The 20,727-nt window shown below is 63.1% G+C and carries 3 protein-coding genes (1 of these 3 cut by a window edge); all 3 read left to right on the top strand.

All coding sequences use genetic code 11. From position 1 onward, the window contains the following. Tightly spaced (each overlapping or abutting the next), the 3 genes in view from JUI81_RS21330 to JUI81_RS21320 form a layout consistent with a single transcriptional unit that may run on beyond the window. On the top strand, positions 1-3,974 hold the end of the coding sequence (locus JUI81_RS21330; protein WP_204124991.1) for a non-ribosomal peptide synthetase. Its footprint begins 8,398 nt before the window's first position; the window shows 3,974 of its 12,372 coding nt (coding positions 8,399-12,372); the start codon falls outside the window, past its left edge; the stop codon is at positions 3,972-3,974. Beyond that, positions 3,974-17,494, top strand: coding sequence for a non-ribosomal peptide synthase/polyketide synthase (locus tag JUI81_RS21325; protein WP_204124990.1), 13,521 nt, complete (start codon positions 3,974-3,976; stop codon positions 17,492-17,494). Before JUI81_RS21330 ends, JUI81_RS21325 begins: the two co-directional genes overlap by 1 nt. Further along, positions 17,491-20,727, top strand: coding sequence for an amino acid adenylation domain-containing protein (locus JUI81_RS21320; RefSeq protein ID WP_204124989.1), 3,237 nt, complete (start codon positions 17,491-17,493; stop codon positions 20,725-20,727). Before JUI81_RS21325 ends, JUI81_RS21320 begins: the two co-directional genes overlap by 4 nt.

Raw genomic sequence — 20,727 nt, 5'->3', positions numbered from 1 at the left:
AGCAGTTGCATGGCGCCGACGTGGCGTTGCCGGTGGACAATCCCGAGGGCGGGCAGCAGAACAAGCATGCACTGACAGTGCGCACGCGACTGAACAAGGAAATGACCCGGCAACTGCTGCAAGACGCCCCGGCGGCGTATCGCACGCAGGTCAACGACCTGCTGCTGACCGCTCTGGCCCGCGTGATGGTGTGCTGGACCGGGACCGACAGCGCGTTGATCCAGCTCGAAGGTCATGGCCGTGAAGAGTTGTTCGACGGCGTTGACCTGACCCGCACCGTCGGCTGGTTCACCAGCCTGTGCCCGGCCAAACTGACGCCGGTCGCTGACCTCGGTGGCTCGCTGAAACAGATCAAGGAACAGCTGCGCGCGATCCCGAACAAGGGCCTCGGTTTTGGTGCGCTGGCCCATCTGGGGGATGACGCTGCACGCAAAGTCCTCAGCCAATTGCCGGTGCCGTGCATGACCTTCAATTACCTGGGCCAGTTCGACGGCAGCTTCACCGAAGCCGACGGCGCCTTGTTCGTACCGTGCAGTGACGCGGCCGGTGATGAACTGGACGCCCGGGCGCCATTGGCCAATCAGTTGGCCCTCAATGGCCAGGTGTATGGCGGTGAACTGAACCTGGGCTGGACCTTCAGCCGCGAACGGTTCAATGAGTCGACCATTCAGGCGCTGGCCGACGATTACGCCCAGGAACTGCAAGCACTGATCGCCCATTGCTGTCAGGCCGGGCAGCACGGCGTTACTCCGTCGGACTTCCCGCTGGCGCGCTTGAGCCAGGCCCAACTGGACGGCTTGCCGCTGGCACCGCAATCGATCGAAGACCTCTATCCGCTGTCGCCGATGCAGCAGGGCATGTTGTTCCATGCCGTGTACCAGGAAACCACCGGCGATTACATCAACCAGATTCGCCTGGACGTGGAAGGGCTCGACCCCGAGCGTTTCCATCAGGCCTGGCAAGCGGCGGTGGAGTCCCACGACATTCTGCGCACACGCTTTGTCTGGCAGGGCGAACTGGAAAACCCGGTGCAGGTGGTCAGCAAACACGCGCAGATGCCTTACAGCCTGCATGATTTACGCGCCCATCCGCAGCGCGATCAGGCCTTGCAGACGCTCGCCGACACGGAACGCCAAGCCCTCAACTTGAGCGCACCGACCTTGTTGCGGCTGGTGATTGCGCGCATCGACGACCACCGTCATCACCTGATCTACACCAACCATCACATCCTGATGGACGGCTGGAGCAATTCGCAGTTGCTCGGCGAAGTGCTGCAGCGTTACAGCGGCCAGTTCAACGGAGCTCACAGCGGACGTTACCGCGATTACATCGCCTGGCTGCAACGCCAGGACGCGGCGGCCAGCGAAGCGTTCTGGACCCCGGCGCTGCTGGCGCTGGAAGAGCCGACGCGCCTGGCCCAGACCGTCGCAGTGCCGCAAGCGTCTACCGAAACCCAAGGTTACGGCGATCACTTCCAGGTGCTGGAGGCCGATCAAACCCTGCGTCTGGGCGAATTCGCCCGGGCCGCGAAAGTCACCGTCAATACGCTGGTGCAGGCGGCCTGGTTGCTGTTGCTGCAACGCTACACCGGCAAAACCACTGTGGCCTTCGGCGCGACGGTCGCTGGTCGTCCGGCGGACTTGCCGGGTGTCGAGCAGCAGATCGGGCTGTTCATCAACACCTTGCCGGTGATCGCCAGCCCACGGGCCGAGCAATCGCTCACGAGCTGGCTGCAAGCGGTGCAAGGGCAAAACCTGGCCTTGCGCGAGTTCGAACACACCGCGCTGTTCGATATTCAACGCTGGGCCGGGCAGGGCGGTGAAGCGCTGTTCGACAACATTCTGGTGTTCGAGAACTACCCGATCGCCCAGGCCCTTGAGCAGGGAGCCCCGCAAGGGCTGCGCTTTGGTCCGGTGGCCAGCCGCGAGCAAACCAATTATCCGCTGACCCTGCTGGTGAGCCTCGACGCGCAACTGTCGCTGCACTTCAGCTATCAGCGCGGCAGTTTTGCGCAGGCGACAGTGACGCGACTGGCGGCTCATTTGCAGCACCTGTTGAGCCAGATGATCGACGCCGGTGAACGCTGTCTCGGCGAGTTGGTGCTGCTGGATGAAACAGAGCAGCAACAAGTGTTGCTGGACTGGAACCCTGCTGACGAAGGTTTCGCCGATGATCTGTGCATCCATGAGCTGATCGCCAGGCAGGTCGCGGCCATGCCGGATGCGCTGGCGGTGACCTTCGCGGCCAAGCAACTGACTTACGCCGAACTCGACAGCCGCGCCAACCAACTCGCCCACAAGCTGATCGAGTTGGGCGTGGGCCCGGAAGTGCGGGTCGGCGTGGCGATGCAACGTTCCGACAGTCTGTTGGTGGCGCTGCTGGCGGTGCTCAAGGCCGGCGGCGCCTATGTGCCGTTGGACCCGGATTATCCGGCCGACCGCGTGGCCTACATGCTCGACGACAGCCGCGCGTTGGTGCTGCTGACCGAGCAGGCTGTTGCGGCAACATTGAGCATCGCTGCCGAGACACAAGTGTTGTTGATGGACAGCGCCGAGCCATGGCTGGCTGCTTACCCGAGCAGCGCACCGGTGACCGGCGTCATGCCGGATAACCTGGCCTACGTGATCTACACCTCGGGCTCCACCGGCAAGCCCAAAGGGGTGGCTATCGCCCATCGCAACGTGCTGGCGTTGATCGACTGGTCGCAATCGGTCTACAGCCGCGACGACATTCAGGGTGTGCTGGCCTCGACCTCGGTGTGTTTCGACCTGTCGGTATGGGAGCTGTTTGTCACCCTGGCCAACGGCGGTTCGGTGATCATCGCCCGCAACGCCCTGGAGCTGCCGCAACTGCCGGCCCGCGATCAAGTGCGTCTGATCAACACCGTGCCTTCGGCGATCAATGCGTTGCAGCGCGACGGGCAGATCCCGCCGAGCGTGCGCATCATCAATCTGGCCGGTGAGCTGCTGAAGCAGTCGCTGGTCGACGCGCTTTATAGGCAGCCGACCGTTGAGCATGTCTACGACCTCTACGGCCCGTCGGAAGACACCACCTATTCCACCTGGACCCGTCGCGAAGCGGGTGGCACGGCGAACATTGGTCGCCCGCTCAAACACACCACCAGCTATTTGCTGGATGCCGATCTGCAACCGGTGCCGCAGGGCGTATCGGCCGAGCTGTACCTGGCCGGTGCCGGCATCACCCGGGGTTACCTGGGGCGGCCGGGCATGACCGCCGAGAAGTACGTGCCGAATCCGTTCGCCAGCAACGGCGAGCGCCTGTACCGCACCGGCGATTTGACCCGCTATCAGGCCGATGGCGTGCTCGAGTACCGAGGCCGAATCGATCATCAAGTGAAGATTCGCGGCTTCCGCATCGAGCTGGGTGAAATCGAAGCGCGCCTGCTGGAGCAGCCAGCGGTCCGCGAAGTGGCGGTGTTGGCGCAGGAAGCCTTGGGCAATCAGCAACTGGTGGCCTACGTGGTCGCTTCACCACTGGAGCTCGATGATCAGCAGTCCCTACGCGATGAACTCAAGGCACGGCTCAGGGAGTCTTTGCCGGAATTCATGGTCCCGGCGCACCTGCTATTCCTCGAACAATTGCCGCTGACGCCCAACGGCAAGCTCGACCGCAAGGCGTTGCCAACGCTGGAAACCAGCCATTTGCAGGGCCGGTATGTCGCCCCGCAGAGCGAGCGGGAGCGGCAGGTTGCGGCGATCTGGCAGCACGTACTGCAAGTCGAACGTGTCGGCCTGCTGGATCACTTTTTCGAACTGGGCGGCCACTCGTTGCTGGCCGTCAATGTGGTTTCACGCCTGCAACTGGAACTGGGCTTGAAACTGACCCCACAACTGATTTTTCAACACCCCGTACTCACGGATTTCGTCAGCAGTCTGGCAACCGCAGGTGAGCAGGTCGATACGTTGAAACTGAGCAAGCTGGACGCCCTGCTTGACGAAATGGAGGAAGCTTGATGGATACCAATGTCGCTTTGAAGATCGCCCGGCGCTTCATTACTTTGCCGCTCGACAAGCGCAGGGTCTATCTGCAGAAGATGCTCGAGGAGGGCGTTTCACCGGCGAACCTGCCGATTCCCGAAACCCAGTCGCAGTTCGATCCGGTGCCGCTGTCTTTTGCTCAGGAGCGCCAGTGGTTCCTCTGGCAGATGGACCCCGACAGCGCCGCCTACAACATCCCCAGTGCCATGCACTTGCAGGGCGAGCTTGACATCGCGGCGCTCGAACGTGGTTTCAATGCGCTGATTGCCCGTCATCAAAGCCTGCGCACCACGTTCCGGCAGCAGGATGAGCAAGCGGTGCAGGTGATTCATCCGCACATGAACCTGACCGTCGCCGTGCATGAACTGGATGAACGCCCCGATGCCCTGTCGCCAGAGGCACAGATTCAAGCGTTCGTTGCCGAACAGACCGGGCAACCGTTCGACCTGATCAACGGGCCGCTGTTGCGCGTCAGCCTGCTGCGCCTTGGCGCGCAGGAGCACGTGCTGACCCTGACCCAGCACCACATCGCCTCGGATGGCGCGTCGATGCGGGTCATGGTCGATGAACTGCTGCAACTGTACGGCGCCTACCGCCAGGGCCATGAACTCGATTTGCCGCCACTGTCGATCCAGTACGCCGACTATGGCATCTGGCAACGGCACTGGATGGAAGCCGGGGAGCGCGAGCGGCAACTGGACTACTGGCAGGCGCACTTGGGCAGCGAACATCCGGTGCTGGAGTTGCCCACCGATTACCCGCGTCCGGCGGTGCAGAGCCTGCGTGGCGCCCGTCATGAGCTGGCATTGCCGCCAGCACTGGGCGAGCGCCTGAGGGCCTTGGCCAAAAGCGAAAACGTCACCCTGTTCATGCTGTTGCTGGCGTCGTTCCAGACCTTGTTGCATCGCTACAGTGGCCAGGCCGAGATTCGCGTCGGCGTGCCCACCGCTAACCGCAACCGGGTCGAGACCGAGCGGCTGATCGGCTTCTTCGTCAACACCCAGGTGCTCAAGACCGAGTTCGACGCTCAGGCCACGTTCAGCACGCTGCTGGCCCGGGTCAAGCAGACCGCGATGGCCGCCCAGGCCCATCAGGACCTGCCTTTCGAACAACTGGTCGAGGCCTTGCAGCCGGAACGCAGCCTGAGCTACAGCCCGCTGTTCCAGGTCATGTACAACCATCAGAGCACCGGCGCCAGCCAAAGCCGCCAGGGCACGGGCGAGTCGGCGCTGACGATCCGCCACTTGCATCAGCCCTCGCGCACCGCGCAATTCGACCTGACCCTGGAAACCTTCGACGGCCCCGAGGGCCTCGGCGCACAGCTGACCTATGCCACCGACCTGTTTGACGGCGCGACCATCGAGCGTCTGGCACGGCATTGGCAAAACCTGCTCGGCAGCCTGGTTGCCGATCCGCAGCAACGGGTGGGCCAACTGGCGCTGCTCGACGAAACCGAACAGCAGCAGGTGCTGGTCGACTGGAACCGCAGCGCCGCCGAATACCCGACCGACCGTTGCATTCATCAATTGATCGAAGCCCAGGCGATGCGCACGCCAGAGGCCACGGCGCTGGTGTTCGACGGGCAATCCCTGAGTTATGCACAACTCAATCGCCAGGCCAACCAGTTGGCCCATCGGCTGATCGAACGGGGCGTCGGCCCGGATCAGTTGGTCGGTATCGCCATCGACCGCAGCCTGGAAATGCTGATCGGGCTGTTGGCGATTCTCAAGGCGGGCGGTGCCTATGTGCCGCTGGACCCGCAATACCCTGAAGACCGTCTGGCGCACATGATCGAGGACAGCGGTTTGCAACTGCTGCTGACCCAGGCGCATTTGACCGGGCAACTGCCGATTCCGGCCGGCGTGCAGACCCTGTTGCTCGACCCGCAAGGCGAACACGCTCGCTGTTACAGCGAAGCCGATCCGCAGGTAGCGCTCAGCGGTGAACACCTGGCGTATGCGATTTACACCTCCGGTTCCACCGGCAAGCCCAAAGGGGTGATGGTGCGCCATCAGGCGCTGGTGAACTTCGTGGTGAGCATGGTCAAGGCGCCGGGCATTGAAGCCCGGGACCGCATGCTGTCGCTGACCACGTTCTCGTTCGATATTTTCGGCCTGGAAATCTACGGCCCGCTGCTCAGCGGTGCCCGCGTGGTGCTGGTGGACAAGCACACAGCCCAGGATCCGCAAGCGCTGCTGGAGATGATCCGGCAGCAGCAAGTCACGGTGGTGCAAGCCACGCCGTCGACCTGGCGCATGCTGCTCGACCATGAACAGGCGCCCACCCTCCAGGGCTGTAAATTCCTCTGCGGCGGTGAAGCGCTGGCCGATGACCTGGCCCAGCGCATGCTCGGCCTGGCGGGGCAGGTCTGGAACCTTTATGGCCCGACCGAAACCACCATCTGGTCGGCGGCCTGGCAGCTGACCCGCGAGCAGCGCCAGCCGTACCTGGGCAAACCGATTGCCAACACCACGCTGTACATTTTGGGTGATGACCTGGCACCGAACCCGGCGGGCTCGATTGGCGAACTGCTGATCGGCGGCGACGGCCTGGCCCGTGGGTATCACGACCGAGCGGCAATGACCGCCGAGCGCTTCCTGCCCGACCCGTTCGGCAACGGCGCGCGGCTGTACCGTACCGGCGATCTGGCACGCCATCGTCATGACGGCGTGCTCGAATACATGGGGCGTATCGACCATCAAGTGAAGATCCGCGGTTTCCGCATCGAACTGGGTGAAATCGAAGCGCGCTTGCTGGAGCAGCCAGCGGTCCGCGAAGTGGCGGTGCTGGCGCAGGAAGCCCTGGGCAGCCAGCAACTGGTGGCCTATGTGGTCGCGCCGCAACTGGACCTCGATGCCGCCGACGAGCAACTGCGCCTGCGCGATGAACTCAAGGCTCGGCTCAAGGAATGCCTGCCGGAATTCATGGTCCCGGCGCATCTGCTGTTCCTCGCCAACCTGCCGCTGACACCTAACGGCAAACTCAATCGCAAGGCGTTGCCAGCGGTGGACGCGAGCCAGTTACAGGCGCGTTATGTCGCCCCACAGAGCGAGCGGCAACAGCAAGTCGCCGCCATCTGGCAGGACGTACTGAAGCTGGACCGCGTGGGCCTGACCGACAACTTCTTCGAGCTGGGCGGGCACTCCCTGTTGGTGACCCAAGTGGTGTCCCGGGTGCGGCGGGTGCTGGACATCCAGGTGCCGTTGCGCAGCCTGTTCGAGCACAGCACCCTGGAGGATTTCGTCCAGGCATTGGGCGCCGAACCGGGCGAACAGTCACCGCCGATGACCCGGGTCGACCGTGACCAACCGCTGGCGCTGTCCTTTGCCCAGGAGCGCCAATGGTTCCTGTGGAAAATGGACCCCGACAGCGCCGCCTACAACATCCCGACCGCGCTGCGGATGCGCGGCGCGCTGGACAAAAACGCCCTGCAATGCAGCTTCCAGGCATTGGTGGAGCGCCACGAAAGTTTGCGCACGGCATTCGTCGAGGAAGATGGCCGCACCTGGCAGGTGATCCGCCCGCAAGGCCGCATCAGTTTTGTCGAGCAACGTCTGGCTGCCAGCGATGAAGCGAGCATCAAGGCCTTCGTTGAACAGGAGACGCAACGTCCGTTCGATGTACTCGACGGCTCGTTGGTGCGCTTCGTTCTGCTGCAGGTGGGCGAGCAGGATCACGTGCTGATTCTGACCCTGCACCACATCGTCTCCGACGCCTGGTCGTTGCAGGTGATGATCGACGATTTGATGGCCCTGTATGCGGCGATCAGCCAGGGCCGGCCGGCCGAACTGCCGCCATTGCCGGTGCAGTACGCCGACTACGCGGTGTGGCAGCGTCAGTGGATGGCCGCCGGCGAACGGGATCGGCAGTTGGCCTACTGGCGCGAAAAACTGGGCAGCGAACAGCCGCTGCTGGAGCTGCCATTGGATCATCCGCGCCCGGCGCAGCAAAGTTTCCGTGGCGCGCGTCTGCCGATCACCCTCGACGAATCCCTGAGCAATGCCCTGAAGGCCTTGGCCCGGCGCGAAAACGTCACGCTGTTCATGCTGTTGCTCGGCTCGTTCCAGACCTTGCTGCATCGCTACAGCGGCCAGGCCGATATCCGCGTCGGCGTGCCGATTGCCAACCGTAATAGGCTGGAAACCGAGCGTCTGATCGGCTTCTTCGTCAACACTCAAGTGCTGCGCGCCGAGTTTGACGGCCAGCTGACGGGCGCTCAATTGCTGCAACAGGTGAAGCAGACGGCCATGGCGGCGCAGATGCATCAGGACCTGCCGTTCGAGCAACTGGTCGATGCGCTGCAACCGCAACGCAACCTGAGCCACAGCCCGTTGTTCCAGGCGATGTTCAACCATCGCAGCGAAGCGGCCTCAACGCTGGCCGAATCCTTGCCGGGCATCGAGCTGGTAAACCTCAGTTGGGAACACCGCACCGCGCAGTTCGACCTGACCCTGGACACCAGTGATAACCCGCAAGGCCTGGACGCGTCGCTGACCTACGCCACTGATTTGTTCGAGCCATCGACCATCGAGCGCATGGGCCGGCACTGGCTGAATCTGTTGCAGGGCCTGGTCGAGAACATCCACCGCCCGGTCGGGCAATTGGCATTGCTCGATGAGCGGGAGCGGCAACTGACGGTCGTCGACTGGAACGCCACCGCCGTCGACTACCCGTTGCATCGCAGCGTGCAGGCGCTGATCGAAGAGCAGGTCGGTAAAACCCCGCAGGCGTGTGCGCTGGTGTTTGCCGAGCAACGCTTGAGCTACGCCGAGCTCAATGGCCGCGCCAATCAACTGGCTCACGTGCTGATCGAGCAGGGCGTCGGCCCGGATGTACTGGTGGGCATCGCGGTCGAGCGGTCGGTGGAAATGGTCGTGGGCCTGCTGGCGATTCTCAAGGCCGGCGGTGCCTATTTGCCGTTGGACCCGGAATACCCGCAGGAACGCCTGGCCTACATGTTTGAAGACAGCGGCATCCAATTGCTGCTGACTCAGAGCCATTTGCTTGAGCAATTACCGATTCCGGCCGGCATTCGCAGCCTGGTGCTGGATCAGGACGGCGACTGGCTGGAAGGCCGCAGCGATGCCAACCCTGGCGTTGATCTCGACGGGGAAAACCTTGCCTATGTGATCTACACCTCGGGCTCCACCGGCAAACCGAAAGGCGCGGGCAACCGTCATTCGGCACTGGTCAATCGTCTGTGCTGGATGCAACAGGCCTATCGACTCGACGCCACGGACAGCGTGTTGCAAAAAACGCCGTTCAGTTTTGACGTGTCGGTCTGGGAGTTCTTCTGGCCGCTGCTGACCGGTTCGACCCTGGTGGTGGCCGCGCCGGGTATTCATCGTGATCCGGCGCAGTTGATCGAGCTGATCACCGCGCAACGCATCACCACGCTGCACTTCGTGCCGTCGATGTTGCAGGCGTTCCTGCAAGACCCTTCGGTGGGCCAGTGCGCCAGCCTGACCCGGATCGTCTGCAGTGGTGAAGCCCTGCAAGTGGATGCGCAGCAGCAAGTGTTTGCCAAGCTGCCGAATGCCGGTTTGTACAACCTCTACGGCCCGACGGAAGCGGCCATCGACGTCACGCACTGGACGTGCATCGAGGAAGGGCGCGACAGCGTGCCGATCGGCCGGCCGATCGCCAACCTGGGCACTTACATTCTCGATCACGAGTTGTCGCCGGTGCCGGTGGGCGTGATTGGTGAGTTGTACCTGGGCGGCGAAGGCCTGGCCCGGGGTTATCACCGTCGCCCATCGCTCACGGCAGAGCGCTTCGCGACCAGCCCGTTCGGTGACGGCCAGCGTCTGTACCGCACCGGCGACCTGGCGCGTTATCGCGCCGACGGGGTGATCGAATACGCCGGGCGCATGGACCATCAAGTGAAAATCCGTGGCCTGCGCATTGAGTTGGGCGAGATCGAAGCGCGCCTGGCCGAACACGACGAAGTCCGTGAAACCGTGGTCATCGCCCAGGACGGCGCGCTGTTGGTGGCGTATGTGGTGCCGACCCGCGACGCGTTGCTGCACGCCGACGATGAAACTCGCAACGCCTTGCAGCGCAGTCTCAAGGAACACCTGAGCCAGACATTGCCGGACTACATGGTCCCGCAGCGTTGGCTGTGGCTGGAAAACATGCCGGTCAGCCCCAACGGCAAACTGGAACGCAAAGCGTTGCCCAAGGCCGACACCACAGCCAGCAGCAAGGCTTACAGCGCCCCGACCAGTGCCATCGAACAAGCATTGGTGGAGATCTGGCAAAGCGTGCTGGGGCGGCCGCAGGTGGGGATCAGCGACAACTTCTTCGAGCTGGGCGGCGATTCGATCATCTCGATCCAGGTAGTCAGCCGGGCGCGTCAGGCGGGGATTCATTTCAGCCCCAAAGACCTGTTCCTGCACCAGAACGTGCAAAGCCTCGCGGCGGTGGCGAAGGTCGGCGACAGTGGCTTGCGCATCGACCAGGGCCCGGTCACTGGCGATACGCCGTTGCTGCCATTCCAGCAGTTGTTCTTTGAACGCGAGATGGCCGAGCCGCACCACTGGAACCAGTCGGTGCTGCTCAAGTCCGCCAAACCTCTGCACGCCGAACACCTGGAGCGTGCGTTGCAGGCACTGGTCAGCCATCACGACGCGTTGCGTCTGGCCTTCACCCGTCAGGGTAATAAATGGACCGCGCAGCATCGCTCCCTGGCCGAGCAACAGGCGCTCTGGCAACAGTCGCCGCTGCTGTGGACCGCCGAGGTTGCCGATGCGGCGGCACTCGAACAGTTGGGCGAACAGGCACAGCGTAGCCTCGAACTGGCGAGCGGTAATCTGCTGCGCGCGGTGCTGGCGAACATGGCCGATGGCAGCCAGCGACTGTTGCTGGTGATCCATCACCTGGTGGTCGACGGCGTGTCCTGGCGCATTCTGCTTGAAGACCTGCAACAGACCTATGAGCAGTTGCAGGCCGGCCAAACGCTCACATTGCCGGCCAAGACCAGCGCCACCCAGGCCTGGGCGCGACGCTTGCAACAGCATGCTGACAGCCCGGCGATGCAGGCTCAGCTGAGGTTCTGGCAAGAGCAATTGCAGGATGCGCGCAATGACTTGCCCTGCGATCGACCCCAGGGCGAGTTGCATAACCGCCACGCCTTGCATGCGCACACCCGACTGGACAAACAGCAAACCCGCCAGCTGCTGCAGGAGGCACCGGCGGCCTATCGCACGCAGGTCAATGACCTGTTGCTGACGGCGCTGGCGCGGGTGATTGCGGACTGGACGGGTGAAGCCTCGACCCTGATCCAGCTTGAGGGCCATGGTCGCGAAGCGCTGTTCGACGAGCTCGATTTGAGCCGCAGCGTGGGCTGGTTCACCAGTCTGTTCCCGGTCCGGCTGACCCCGGCGAGCACGCCGCAGGACTCGATCAAGACGATCAAAGAACAACTGCGGGCGATCCCTGATAAAGGCCTGGGTTTTGGCGCGCTGCGCTATCTGGGCAACGACCGCACCCGCCAGGCGCTGCAAGCCTTGCCCGTGCCGCGCATTACCTTCAACTACCTCGGCCAGTTCGATGCCGGGTTCGGCGACGAGGCGGGCGCACTGTTCACCCCGGCCAGCGAATCGGCGGGCGCGGAGCAAAGTCCGCTGGCGCCGCTGGACAACTGGCTGACCCTGAATGGCCGGGTGTATGGCGGCGAACTGAGTATCGGCTGGACGTTCAGCGGGCAGATGTTCGATCAATCGACCATCGCCCGATTGGCGCAGGCTTATGCGCAGGAACTGGGGCTGTTGATCGAGCACTGCTGTGAGGCTCGGCATCAGGGCCTGACGCCGTCGGACTTCCCGCTGGCCGGGTTGACGCAACGCCAGCTTGATTCATTGCCCGTGACGCCACGCCAGGTCGAAGACATTTACCCGCTGTCACCGATGCAGCAAGGCATGCTGTTCCATACCCTCTACGAGCAGCAGGCCGGCGATTACATCAATCAGCTGTGCGTGGATGTCGAAGGCTTGAACGTCGAGCGTTTCCGCGAGGCCTGGCAAGCGGCAATGGATGCGCACGATGTACTGCGCAGCAGTTTTGTCTGGGACGGCGAGTTCAAGCGTCCGTTGCAGGTGATTCACAAGCAACTGGCCGTGCCGTTCACCTTCCATGACTGGCGCGACCACAGCGATGTGGCCCTGGCGCTCAGCGAACTGGCGGCCGCGCAGCGCCAGCAGGGTTTTGATCTTGCCGCCGCACCGTTGCTGAACCTGACGGTGGTGCGCCTCGACACCGCGCGTTTTCACCTGATCTACACCAGCCATCACATCTTGATGGACGGCTGGAGCAATTCGCAGCTGCTCGGGGAAGTGCTGCAACGCTACAGCGGCCAGGTGCCGACGAACACGGCGGGGCGTTATCGCGACTACATCGAATGGCTGACGCAACAGGACGCGCAGGTCACCGAAGGTTTCTGGAAGGGCCAGTTGGCCGGGTTCGATGAGCCGACCCGGTTGGCCAAAGCGCTGGTGTGGACCGGCAGCGATGCGGCCAACACCGCTCAAGGCGAGCACTTCCTGACCCTGGACCAGGCGCAGACCGCCGGGCTCAATGGCTTTGCGCGGGAACAGAAAGTCACCCTCAACACCCTGGTGCAGGCAGCCTGGCTGCTGTTGTTGCAACGCTATACCGGGCTGGACACGGTCAGCTTCGGCGCCACGGTGTCCGGACGTCCGGCGCAACTGGCCGGGGTCGAACAGCAGATCGGCCTGTTCATCAACACTTTGCCGGTGGTCGCCAGCCCACGGGCCGAACAGCCGTTGGCGCAGTGGCTGCAACAGGTGCAGGCGCAGAACCTGGCCTTGCGTGAGCAAGAACACACCGCGCTGTTCGACATCCAGCGTTGGGCCGGGCAGGGCGGCGAAGCCCTGTTCGACAACATTCTGGTGTTCGAGAACTACCCGATCTCCGAAGCCCTGCAACAGGGCGCACCGCAAGATCTGCGCTTCGGTGAAGTGGGTAACTTCGAGCAAACCAATTACCCGTTGACCTTGTCGGCGAACCTCGGCGCCGAGTTGTCGTTTCAACTGAGTTTCGATCGTCAGCAGTTCGATGACGCTGCGATTGAACAACTGGCCGGGCATCTCGCGCACCTGCTGTTGCAGATGGTCGAGGCACCTGCCGCCAGTGCCGTGGGCGATCTGGCCCTGGTCTCGACCGCTGTGCGCGAGCCGCTGGCGCTGCCGGTCGATGAGGTGTGCGTGCAGCGTTTGTTTGAACGGCAAGCCGAACGCACGCCGCACGCGCTGGCGTTGATTTTCGACGAGCAACGCCTGAGTTATGCCCAGCTCAATGACCAGGCCAACCAATTGGCCCGCGTGCTGCTGCAACACGGCGTCGGCCCCGAAGTGCTGGTGGGCATTGCGGTCGAGCGTTCGACGCAGATGATCATCAGCCTGCTGGCGGTGCTCAAGGCCGGTGGCGCCTACGTGCCGCTGGACCCGGAATACCCGGCCGAGCGACTGGGCGCGATGATCGAGGACAGCGGTCTGCGTGTGCTGTTGACCCAAAGCCACCTCGTGCCGAAGTTGCCAGAAGCTGCGGGTGTGACCGTCCTGAGCCTGGATCAACTGGATTACCCGACCCAGACCGACAATCTGCCTGAGCGCAGCGGCCCGCAAAACCTGGCGTATGTGATGTTCACCTCAGGCTCCACCGGGCGCGCGAAAGGGGTCGGCATCACTCAATCGGCGCTGACCCGTCACACCCAGGTTGCCCGGGATGCCCTCGGCCTCACGCCGCAGGACCGCTCGCTGCAATTTGCCACGTTCAACTTCGATGCCTTTGTCGAGCAGCTTTACCCGGCACTGATTTGCGGTGCCTCGGTGGTGCTGCGTGGGCCGGACATCTGGGACAGCGAAACCTGGTATCGCGAATTGCTCGACAAGCAGTTCAGCATCAGCGACCTGACCACTGCCTACTGGAATATGTTGGCCAAGGACCTCGCGGCGGCGGGTCATCGTGACTATGGCGCGTTGCGCCAGGTGATCGTCGGTGGCGAAGCCATGCCGCCGGAAGGTGTTGCCGCCTGGGGCCAGGCCGGGCTGGGCCATGTGCGCCTGCTGAACACCTACGGCCCGACCGAAGCCACGGTCAGCGCCACGCTGCTCGATTGCAGCGACTACGTGTCCGGCCGCAACCCGTTGCCGGTGACCATGCCGATTGGCCGGGCGTTGGGCGGTCGGGCGATTCATGTACTCGACACCCAGGGCCAACCGGCGCCGGTCGGTGTGGTCGGTGAACTGGTGATTGGCGGTGAGCTGCTCGCACGGGGCTACTTCCAGCGCCCGGAATTGACCGCCGAGCGCTTCATTCCCGACCCGTTCGATCCACTGGGCGGTGGCCGCGTGTACCGCACCGGCGACCTCGCGCGTTATCGCGCCGACGGCGTGATTGAGTACGTCGGGCGGGTCGATCATCAAGTGAAGATTCGTGGTTTGCGCATCGAGCTCGGAGAGATAGAAACCCATCTGCTGCGGGTTCCTGCGGTGCGTCAGGCACTGGTGGTGGCGCAACCGGGCGCCATCGGTCAGCAATTGGTGGCGTACGTGGTGTTCGACGATCCGGCGCAAGCCAGAGCCGATTCATCCAGGCTGGCGGCGTTGCGCAATGACATCAAGGCACGCCTGAAGGCCAGCCTGCCGGATTACATGGTTCCGGCCCATGTGCTGTTCCTCGAAAGCCTGCCCCTGAGCCCGAATGGCAAGATCGATCGCAAGGCCTTGCCGGGCGTCGATGCCAGTCTGCTGGCGTCGGACTTTGTCGCGCCTGAAGGTGCATTGGAACAGCAGATCGCTACGGTCTGGCAGGACGTGCTGGAACTGCAACAGGTCGGCCGCGACGATCACTTTTTCGAACTGGGCGGGCACTCCCTGCTCGCGACGCAAGCAGTCTCGCGCCTGCGCAAACTCACGGCCTGTACGTTGAGCCTGCGCGACCTGTTCAGCCATCCGCGACTCAAGGACCTGGCGGCGTGGATCGCGCAGCAGCAGGGCACACCTGAGCCGAACGGCCACCACGGTGTGGTGCTCAAGGCCCATGGCACCCGGCACAGCGCACCGTTGTCGCTGGTGCAGCGTCGCTTGTGGATCGCCGAGCAATTGTCCGGCGGTGCCGCGGCCTATGGCATGCCGATGGCCTTGCGTTTGCGCGGTGAGTTGTCGGTGGAACGGCTGATCAGCAGTTTCGCCGAGGTGGTGCGCCGCCATGAAGTGCTGCGCACCGCGTATACCCAGGACGATGAAGGTGACCCGATTGCCGTGATCGCCGAGCAGGTTGAACTGGATTTCCCGGTGATCGATTTGTCCGGTCTGTCCCGCAGTGCCCAGGAAGAACGGGTGGCACAAGCGGCACTGGAAAACGCGCGCATGCCGATTGATATGGAACACGCGCCACTGTTGCGCGGGCGGATCCTGCACCTGGGGCCGACCGAGCATGTGATGCTTTATGCGATGCACCACATCATTTCCGATGGTTGGTCGATGGGCTTGCTGGTCAACGAACTGGTGCAGATTTACCACCGCACCAAGGCCGGTGACCTGACCCCGTTGCCGGCGCTGGAGGTGCAGTATTCCGACTTCGCGCTGTGGCAGCAGGAGCTGGAACAGCAAGGCGTGCTGGCGCGTCAGGCCGAGTACTGGAAAGCGCGGCTCGCGGGCTATGACGGGCAACTGAAGTTGCCATCGGACAACCCCCGTGGCTTGACACCGTCCTATGCGGGTGACTCGGTGCAGTTCCAGCTCACCACGCCACTCAGCACGGCCTTGCGCCAGTTGTCGATGGACGCGGGCGTCACGCTGTACAGCACGCTGCTGGCGTCGTTCCAGGTGTTGTTGCACCAGGTCAGCGGCGTTGCGGATGTGTTGGTCGGTGCCGACGTGGCCGGGCGTGAACAGCCGGAGCTTGAACGGTTGATCGGCTTCTTCGTCAACGTCTTGCCGTTGCGTTCGCAGTTCGACGCCGCCACACCGTTCGCCCGATTCCTGGGCCAGACCCAGGAATCCCTGCTCAGTGCCCTCGAGCATCAGGACCTGCCGTTCGACATGATCGTCGACGCCTCGGACGTGCCGCGGCACAAGGGCATGAACCCGCTGGTGCAAGTGTTGTTCGTGATGAACAACCTGCCGGGACGCACCCAGGCCATGGGCGGTTTGAGCGTGGAATCGCTGCCGGCGCTGGAGACCCATTCTAAATTCGACATGGCGTTGTTCGTTGACGATGAAGCAGGGCAATTGCTGGGTAATTGGCAATTCGCCACAACCTTGTTCGGACACGAGCGCATCCAGCACCTGGTGAAGGCCTGGATAGCCCTGTTGGAACAGATCGTCGCTGATCAGGACATTCTATTGGGAGCTATCAGCATGCCAGTCGACAATTTAGCGGTGGCCGCCAAGCCTGCCGTCCCCGGACCCAAGGCCGACAAACTCGGCAAGTTCCTCAAGCGCGGCGCCGCCCCGGCGGCCAAGGCCCGACCGGCGCCGATCCGCGAATCGCTGATCGCCGCGCCACAGCCGTTCCCGCTGCTGCTGGAACCGAACGAGCCGCACCTGGACTTGATCGAGTGGATCAACAACAACCGGCCGCTGATCGAAGAAAAACTCGCCAGGCATGCCGGGATTCTGTTCCGTGGTTTCGAACTGGATGGCATTCAAGGCTTCGAGGCGTTTGCCGAAGCGATCCAGCCAGGGCTTTACGGCCAGTACGGCGATCTGCCGAAGAAAGAGGGCGGCAAGAACACCTACCGCTCCACGCCGTACCCGGAACGCAAGATGATCCTGTTCCATAACGAGAGCTCCCATCAGGATCGCTGGCCGCGCAAGCAGATGTTCTATTGCGAGCAAGCCGCGTCCATTGGCGGTGCGACTCCAGTGGTGGATTGCCGGTTGATGTACGAAAAACTGCCGGCGGACCTGCGGGACAAGTTCGAGGAAAAAGGCCTGCTTTACGTGCGCACCTTCACCGACAACCTCGACGTGTCCTGGCAGCATTTCTTCAAGACTGAAGACCGTGCCGAGGTGGAGGCCCGTTGCCGGGCCGGTGGCATCGAATGGCGCTGGCTCGACAACAACGAATTGCAAACCCGCACCCCAGGCCCGGCCATCATTCGTCACCCGGTGACCGGCGCCAAATCGTTCTTCAACCAGGTGCAACTGCATCACATCTATTGGCTGGAGCCGGACGTGCGGGAAGACCTGTTGTCGATGTTCGGCCTGGACCGCTTGCCGCGCCACGTGTTCTACGGCGACGGCACGCCGATCGAAGACGAAGTGATGCAACGCATCGGTGACTTGTACGAAGAATGCGCGGTGCGTTTCGACTGGCAAAAAGGCGACGCCATCCTGCTGGACAACATGCTGGTGGCCCACGCCCGTGATCCGTTCGAAGGCCCGCGCAAGATTGTCGTGGCCATGGGCGACATGTTCGACCGCAGCGCCCTTGAACGCGTAATGAACACCGAGGAAACCGGAGCATGAACGAGGTATCGATGGACCAGCAGGACCTGGGTTACGCCTTGACGCCTGAACAGCAACGGTTGCTGGAGCAGTTGCCCAAGGCCCCGGCCTGTGGTGATGCGCTGCATTTCCTCGAGGTCGAGATCAGCGGCGCCCTCGATCCGCAACGGGTGCAAAACGCACTGGATCGCTTGCTGGCGCAACAGCCGATGCTGGTTACGCGGCTGGGCAAGGCGCCGGGTTTCCATGGTGTCCGGCAGTTCGTCGGGGGGGCGGAGCGCTTCCCGCTGAGCGTGCAGGCGAGGGTCGATACCCCGGCCGGTATTCAGGCTCAGCTCAGCGAATGGGCGGAACGTGCTTTTGTCGTCGGTGAATCCGAGGGCGCGCAAGCGGTGCTCTATCGCCTGGCCGATGATCAATGGAAATTGGTCTTGGGCCTGGCCCGGCACAGCCTCGATCAAAGCGGCGTGCGGTTGCTGTATCAGCAATTGGTGCGGGCCTATGGGCAACCAGCGGCGGCGGACGATGATGAAGAGACCGGTGAATTCACCCAGTACCTGGAATGGCGCAGTGAAGTGGTGCTCGACGAAGACGCGGCCGGCGCACGTACTTACTGGCAGGAACACCTGCAGGGCGCCGATCCCGATTTGAGTACTCCGTGGCTGGCCTATCGCGACGGGAATCCTGGATTGTCGTCGGTCACTGAATCGCTGGCGCTCACGCTCGATCCGGCACTGCGCAGCGGTTTGCAGCAAGTGGCCGGGGCGTTGGCGCAATCGCCGAGTGTGGTGCTGCAAGCGGCCTGGTGGCTGTTGCTGGGTCGGCTCAGCGGGCATCAACAGGTGCTGGTCGGTGTGCGGCATGACAGTCGCACAGATTACGAATACTTCAGCGATGCCGTGGGCGTGTTCGAGAAAACCCTGCCGCTGAACCTGTCACTGACGGCGAATGCAGGGTTCAGCACTTGGGTGGTGGAGTTGGCGGCGCGTCTGGATGAGCACCGTACGTGGCAGGAGTACTGGTCGCCTGAACTGGCGCCGACGGCGGCTCGCCCGGCGTATGGTTTTGCCGTGTGCCGGGCCATGCAAGCCGCGACGTCCGCTGATCTGCAATGGACTCCGCGTTCGGCAGTGCGCGAAGCACTGTTTGAATTAATGCTTGAACTGGAAACGGACGAGGCGGGCAACGCCCACGCGTTCCACCTGCATTACAACGCGTCCCGTTACTCGGTCCAGGCGATGGAAGGGTTGCTGGTGCAGTTGCGCGTATTGCTCGAAAACATCGTTGCCAATCTTCACGCCGAACTCGGTCAACTGAACGTGTTGGGAGCCGCCGAACAACAGCGCTTGCTGTCGATCAACCCGCCAGCGCGAGCACGGGTCGATAGCCGGTTCTTGCCGCAGCGCATTGCCGACTGGGCCCGGACCACGCCGCAAGCCATCGCCTTGACTGACGGCGATCAACGCCTGAGTTACGGGCAGTTGCAGGCGAAGGTCGAGGTGTTGGCCCAGGCATTAAAAGCCCAGGGGGTGGCGCCGGGGGCTATCGTCGCGCTGGCCTTGCCACGCTCGGCGGAGCTGGTGATCGCCATGCTCGCGGCGTGGCGCATCGGCGCCGCGTACCTGCCGCTGGACCCGCAATGGCCGCAAGCCCGTCAAGCCTTGATGCTGGAACAGGCCGGCGCTGCGTTGCTGCTGGTCGACGCCGGGCATATCGCGCAATGGCACGATTATCCGTTGCCTCTGGCGACCGTGGATCGTGTGCTGCAATCGACCCCGGCGAGCACGTCGGCCATCACCCTCGACACACAGGGCGATCAGGCGGCGTACGTGCTGTTCACCTCCGGCTCCACCGGTATGCCGAAAGGCGTGGTCATCGAGCATCGGCAATTACTTAATTACACCGCTCACGTCAGCCAGGCCCTGGGGCTGGATCAATGCCAGCAGTTCGGCTTCACCTCCACGGTGGCGGCGGACCTGGGCAACACGGCGCTGTTCGGCGCCTTGTTCAACGGCGCCGCGCTGCATGTGGCCAGCGATGAGCAAATGCAGGACGGCAATTTGTTTGCCGATTTCCTGCAACGGCAGGCCATCGATTGCCTGAAGATCGTTCCGTCGCACCTGGCCGCGCTGCTCGACAGCGAACGCGCGCAACTGCCGCGCACGCTGGTGCTGGGCGGCGAGCCGATTGCCCAGGGATTGGTGCAACGGATCGCCGGTTTGCGCAGTGATTGCCGGGTGTTCAATCACTACGGCCCGACCGAGGCCACGGTCGGCGTGCTGGTTCATCCGCTGCATCTGGATGCGGAGGTGCCTGACGCCGGCGTTCTGTCCCGGGTGTTGGGCAACAATCAGGTGTTTGTACTCGACGATAACCTGCAACTGGCGCCGGTCGGTGTGCTGGGCGAGTTGTACCTCGGCGGCGCGCAGTTGTGTCGCGGCTACGTGAATGTCGAGGCCGATTCGCAAGTGTTCATCCAGAGCCCGTTCAATCCGCAGGAGCGCCTGTACCGCACCGGCGACCTGGCCCGCTATCGCCCGGATCTGGCGATTGCGTTGCACGGTCGGCGCGATCAGCAAATCAAGGTGCGGGGTTTCCGTATCGAACTGGCAGAGATCGAAACCGAGTTACTGCGTGTGCCGCAGGTCGCGCAAGCACTGGTGTTGCCGGGGCCGTCCGCGCAAGACGGGATGCTCGCGTTCATCGTGCCGCATCAGGCGCCTTCGGCGACTTTACTCGATGCCGTTCGCGACGAACTGGCGCGGCGTCTGCCCAGTGTGATGCTGCCGCAGCACTTGCAGTTGATCGACAGCTTCCCGCGACTGGCCAACGGCAAGGTTGACCGCAAGGCCTTGCAACAACTCGCGTCCACCTCGGCTGACGATGAAGGCATGCAGCCCCGCGATGCTCTTGAGCAATTGCTGGTGACACGCATGGCGCAGTTGCTGGGGGTTGAGCGTCTGGGCATCGACCGGGACTTTTTCGCCGCCGGGGGCCATTCCTTGCTGGTGATCAAACTGGTGGCCGGCATTCGCAAGTTGTTGCAGTGCGAAATCCAGCCGGGCGTGGTGTTTGACCATCCGACCGTGGCGGGTCTGGCGGCGGTGTTGCGCTCCCGGGAAAGCAGTCCGGGTCAGTTGGAGAAAATCGCCCAGGCGCGGTTGCGTCTGGACAATATGAGCCCCGAAGAAAAAGCGTTGCTCACCGAAAAAGCCCGGCAACTGCAAAACGCCAAGGCTGCACAAAACGGTTGA

The organism is Pseudomonas sp. 008 (genome assembly GCF_016861935.1).
In the GTDB taxonomy this organism is placed as follows: Bacteria; Pseudomonadota; Gammaproteobacteria; order Pseudomonadales; family Pseudomonadaceae; genus Aquipseudomonas.
The sequence above is the reverse complement of the archived record's forward strand: the minus strand, read 5'-3'. Positions and strand labels throughout refer to the sequence as shown.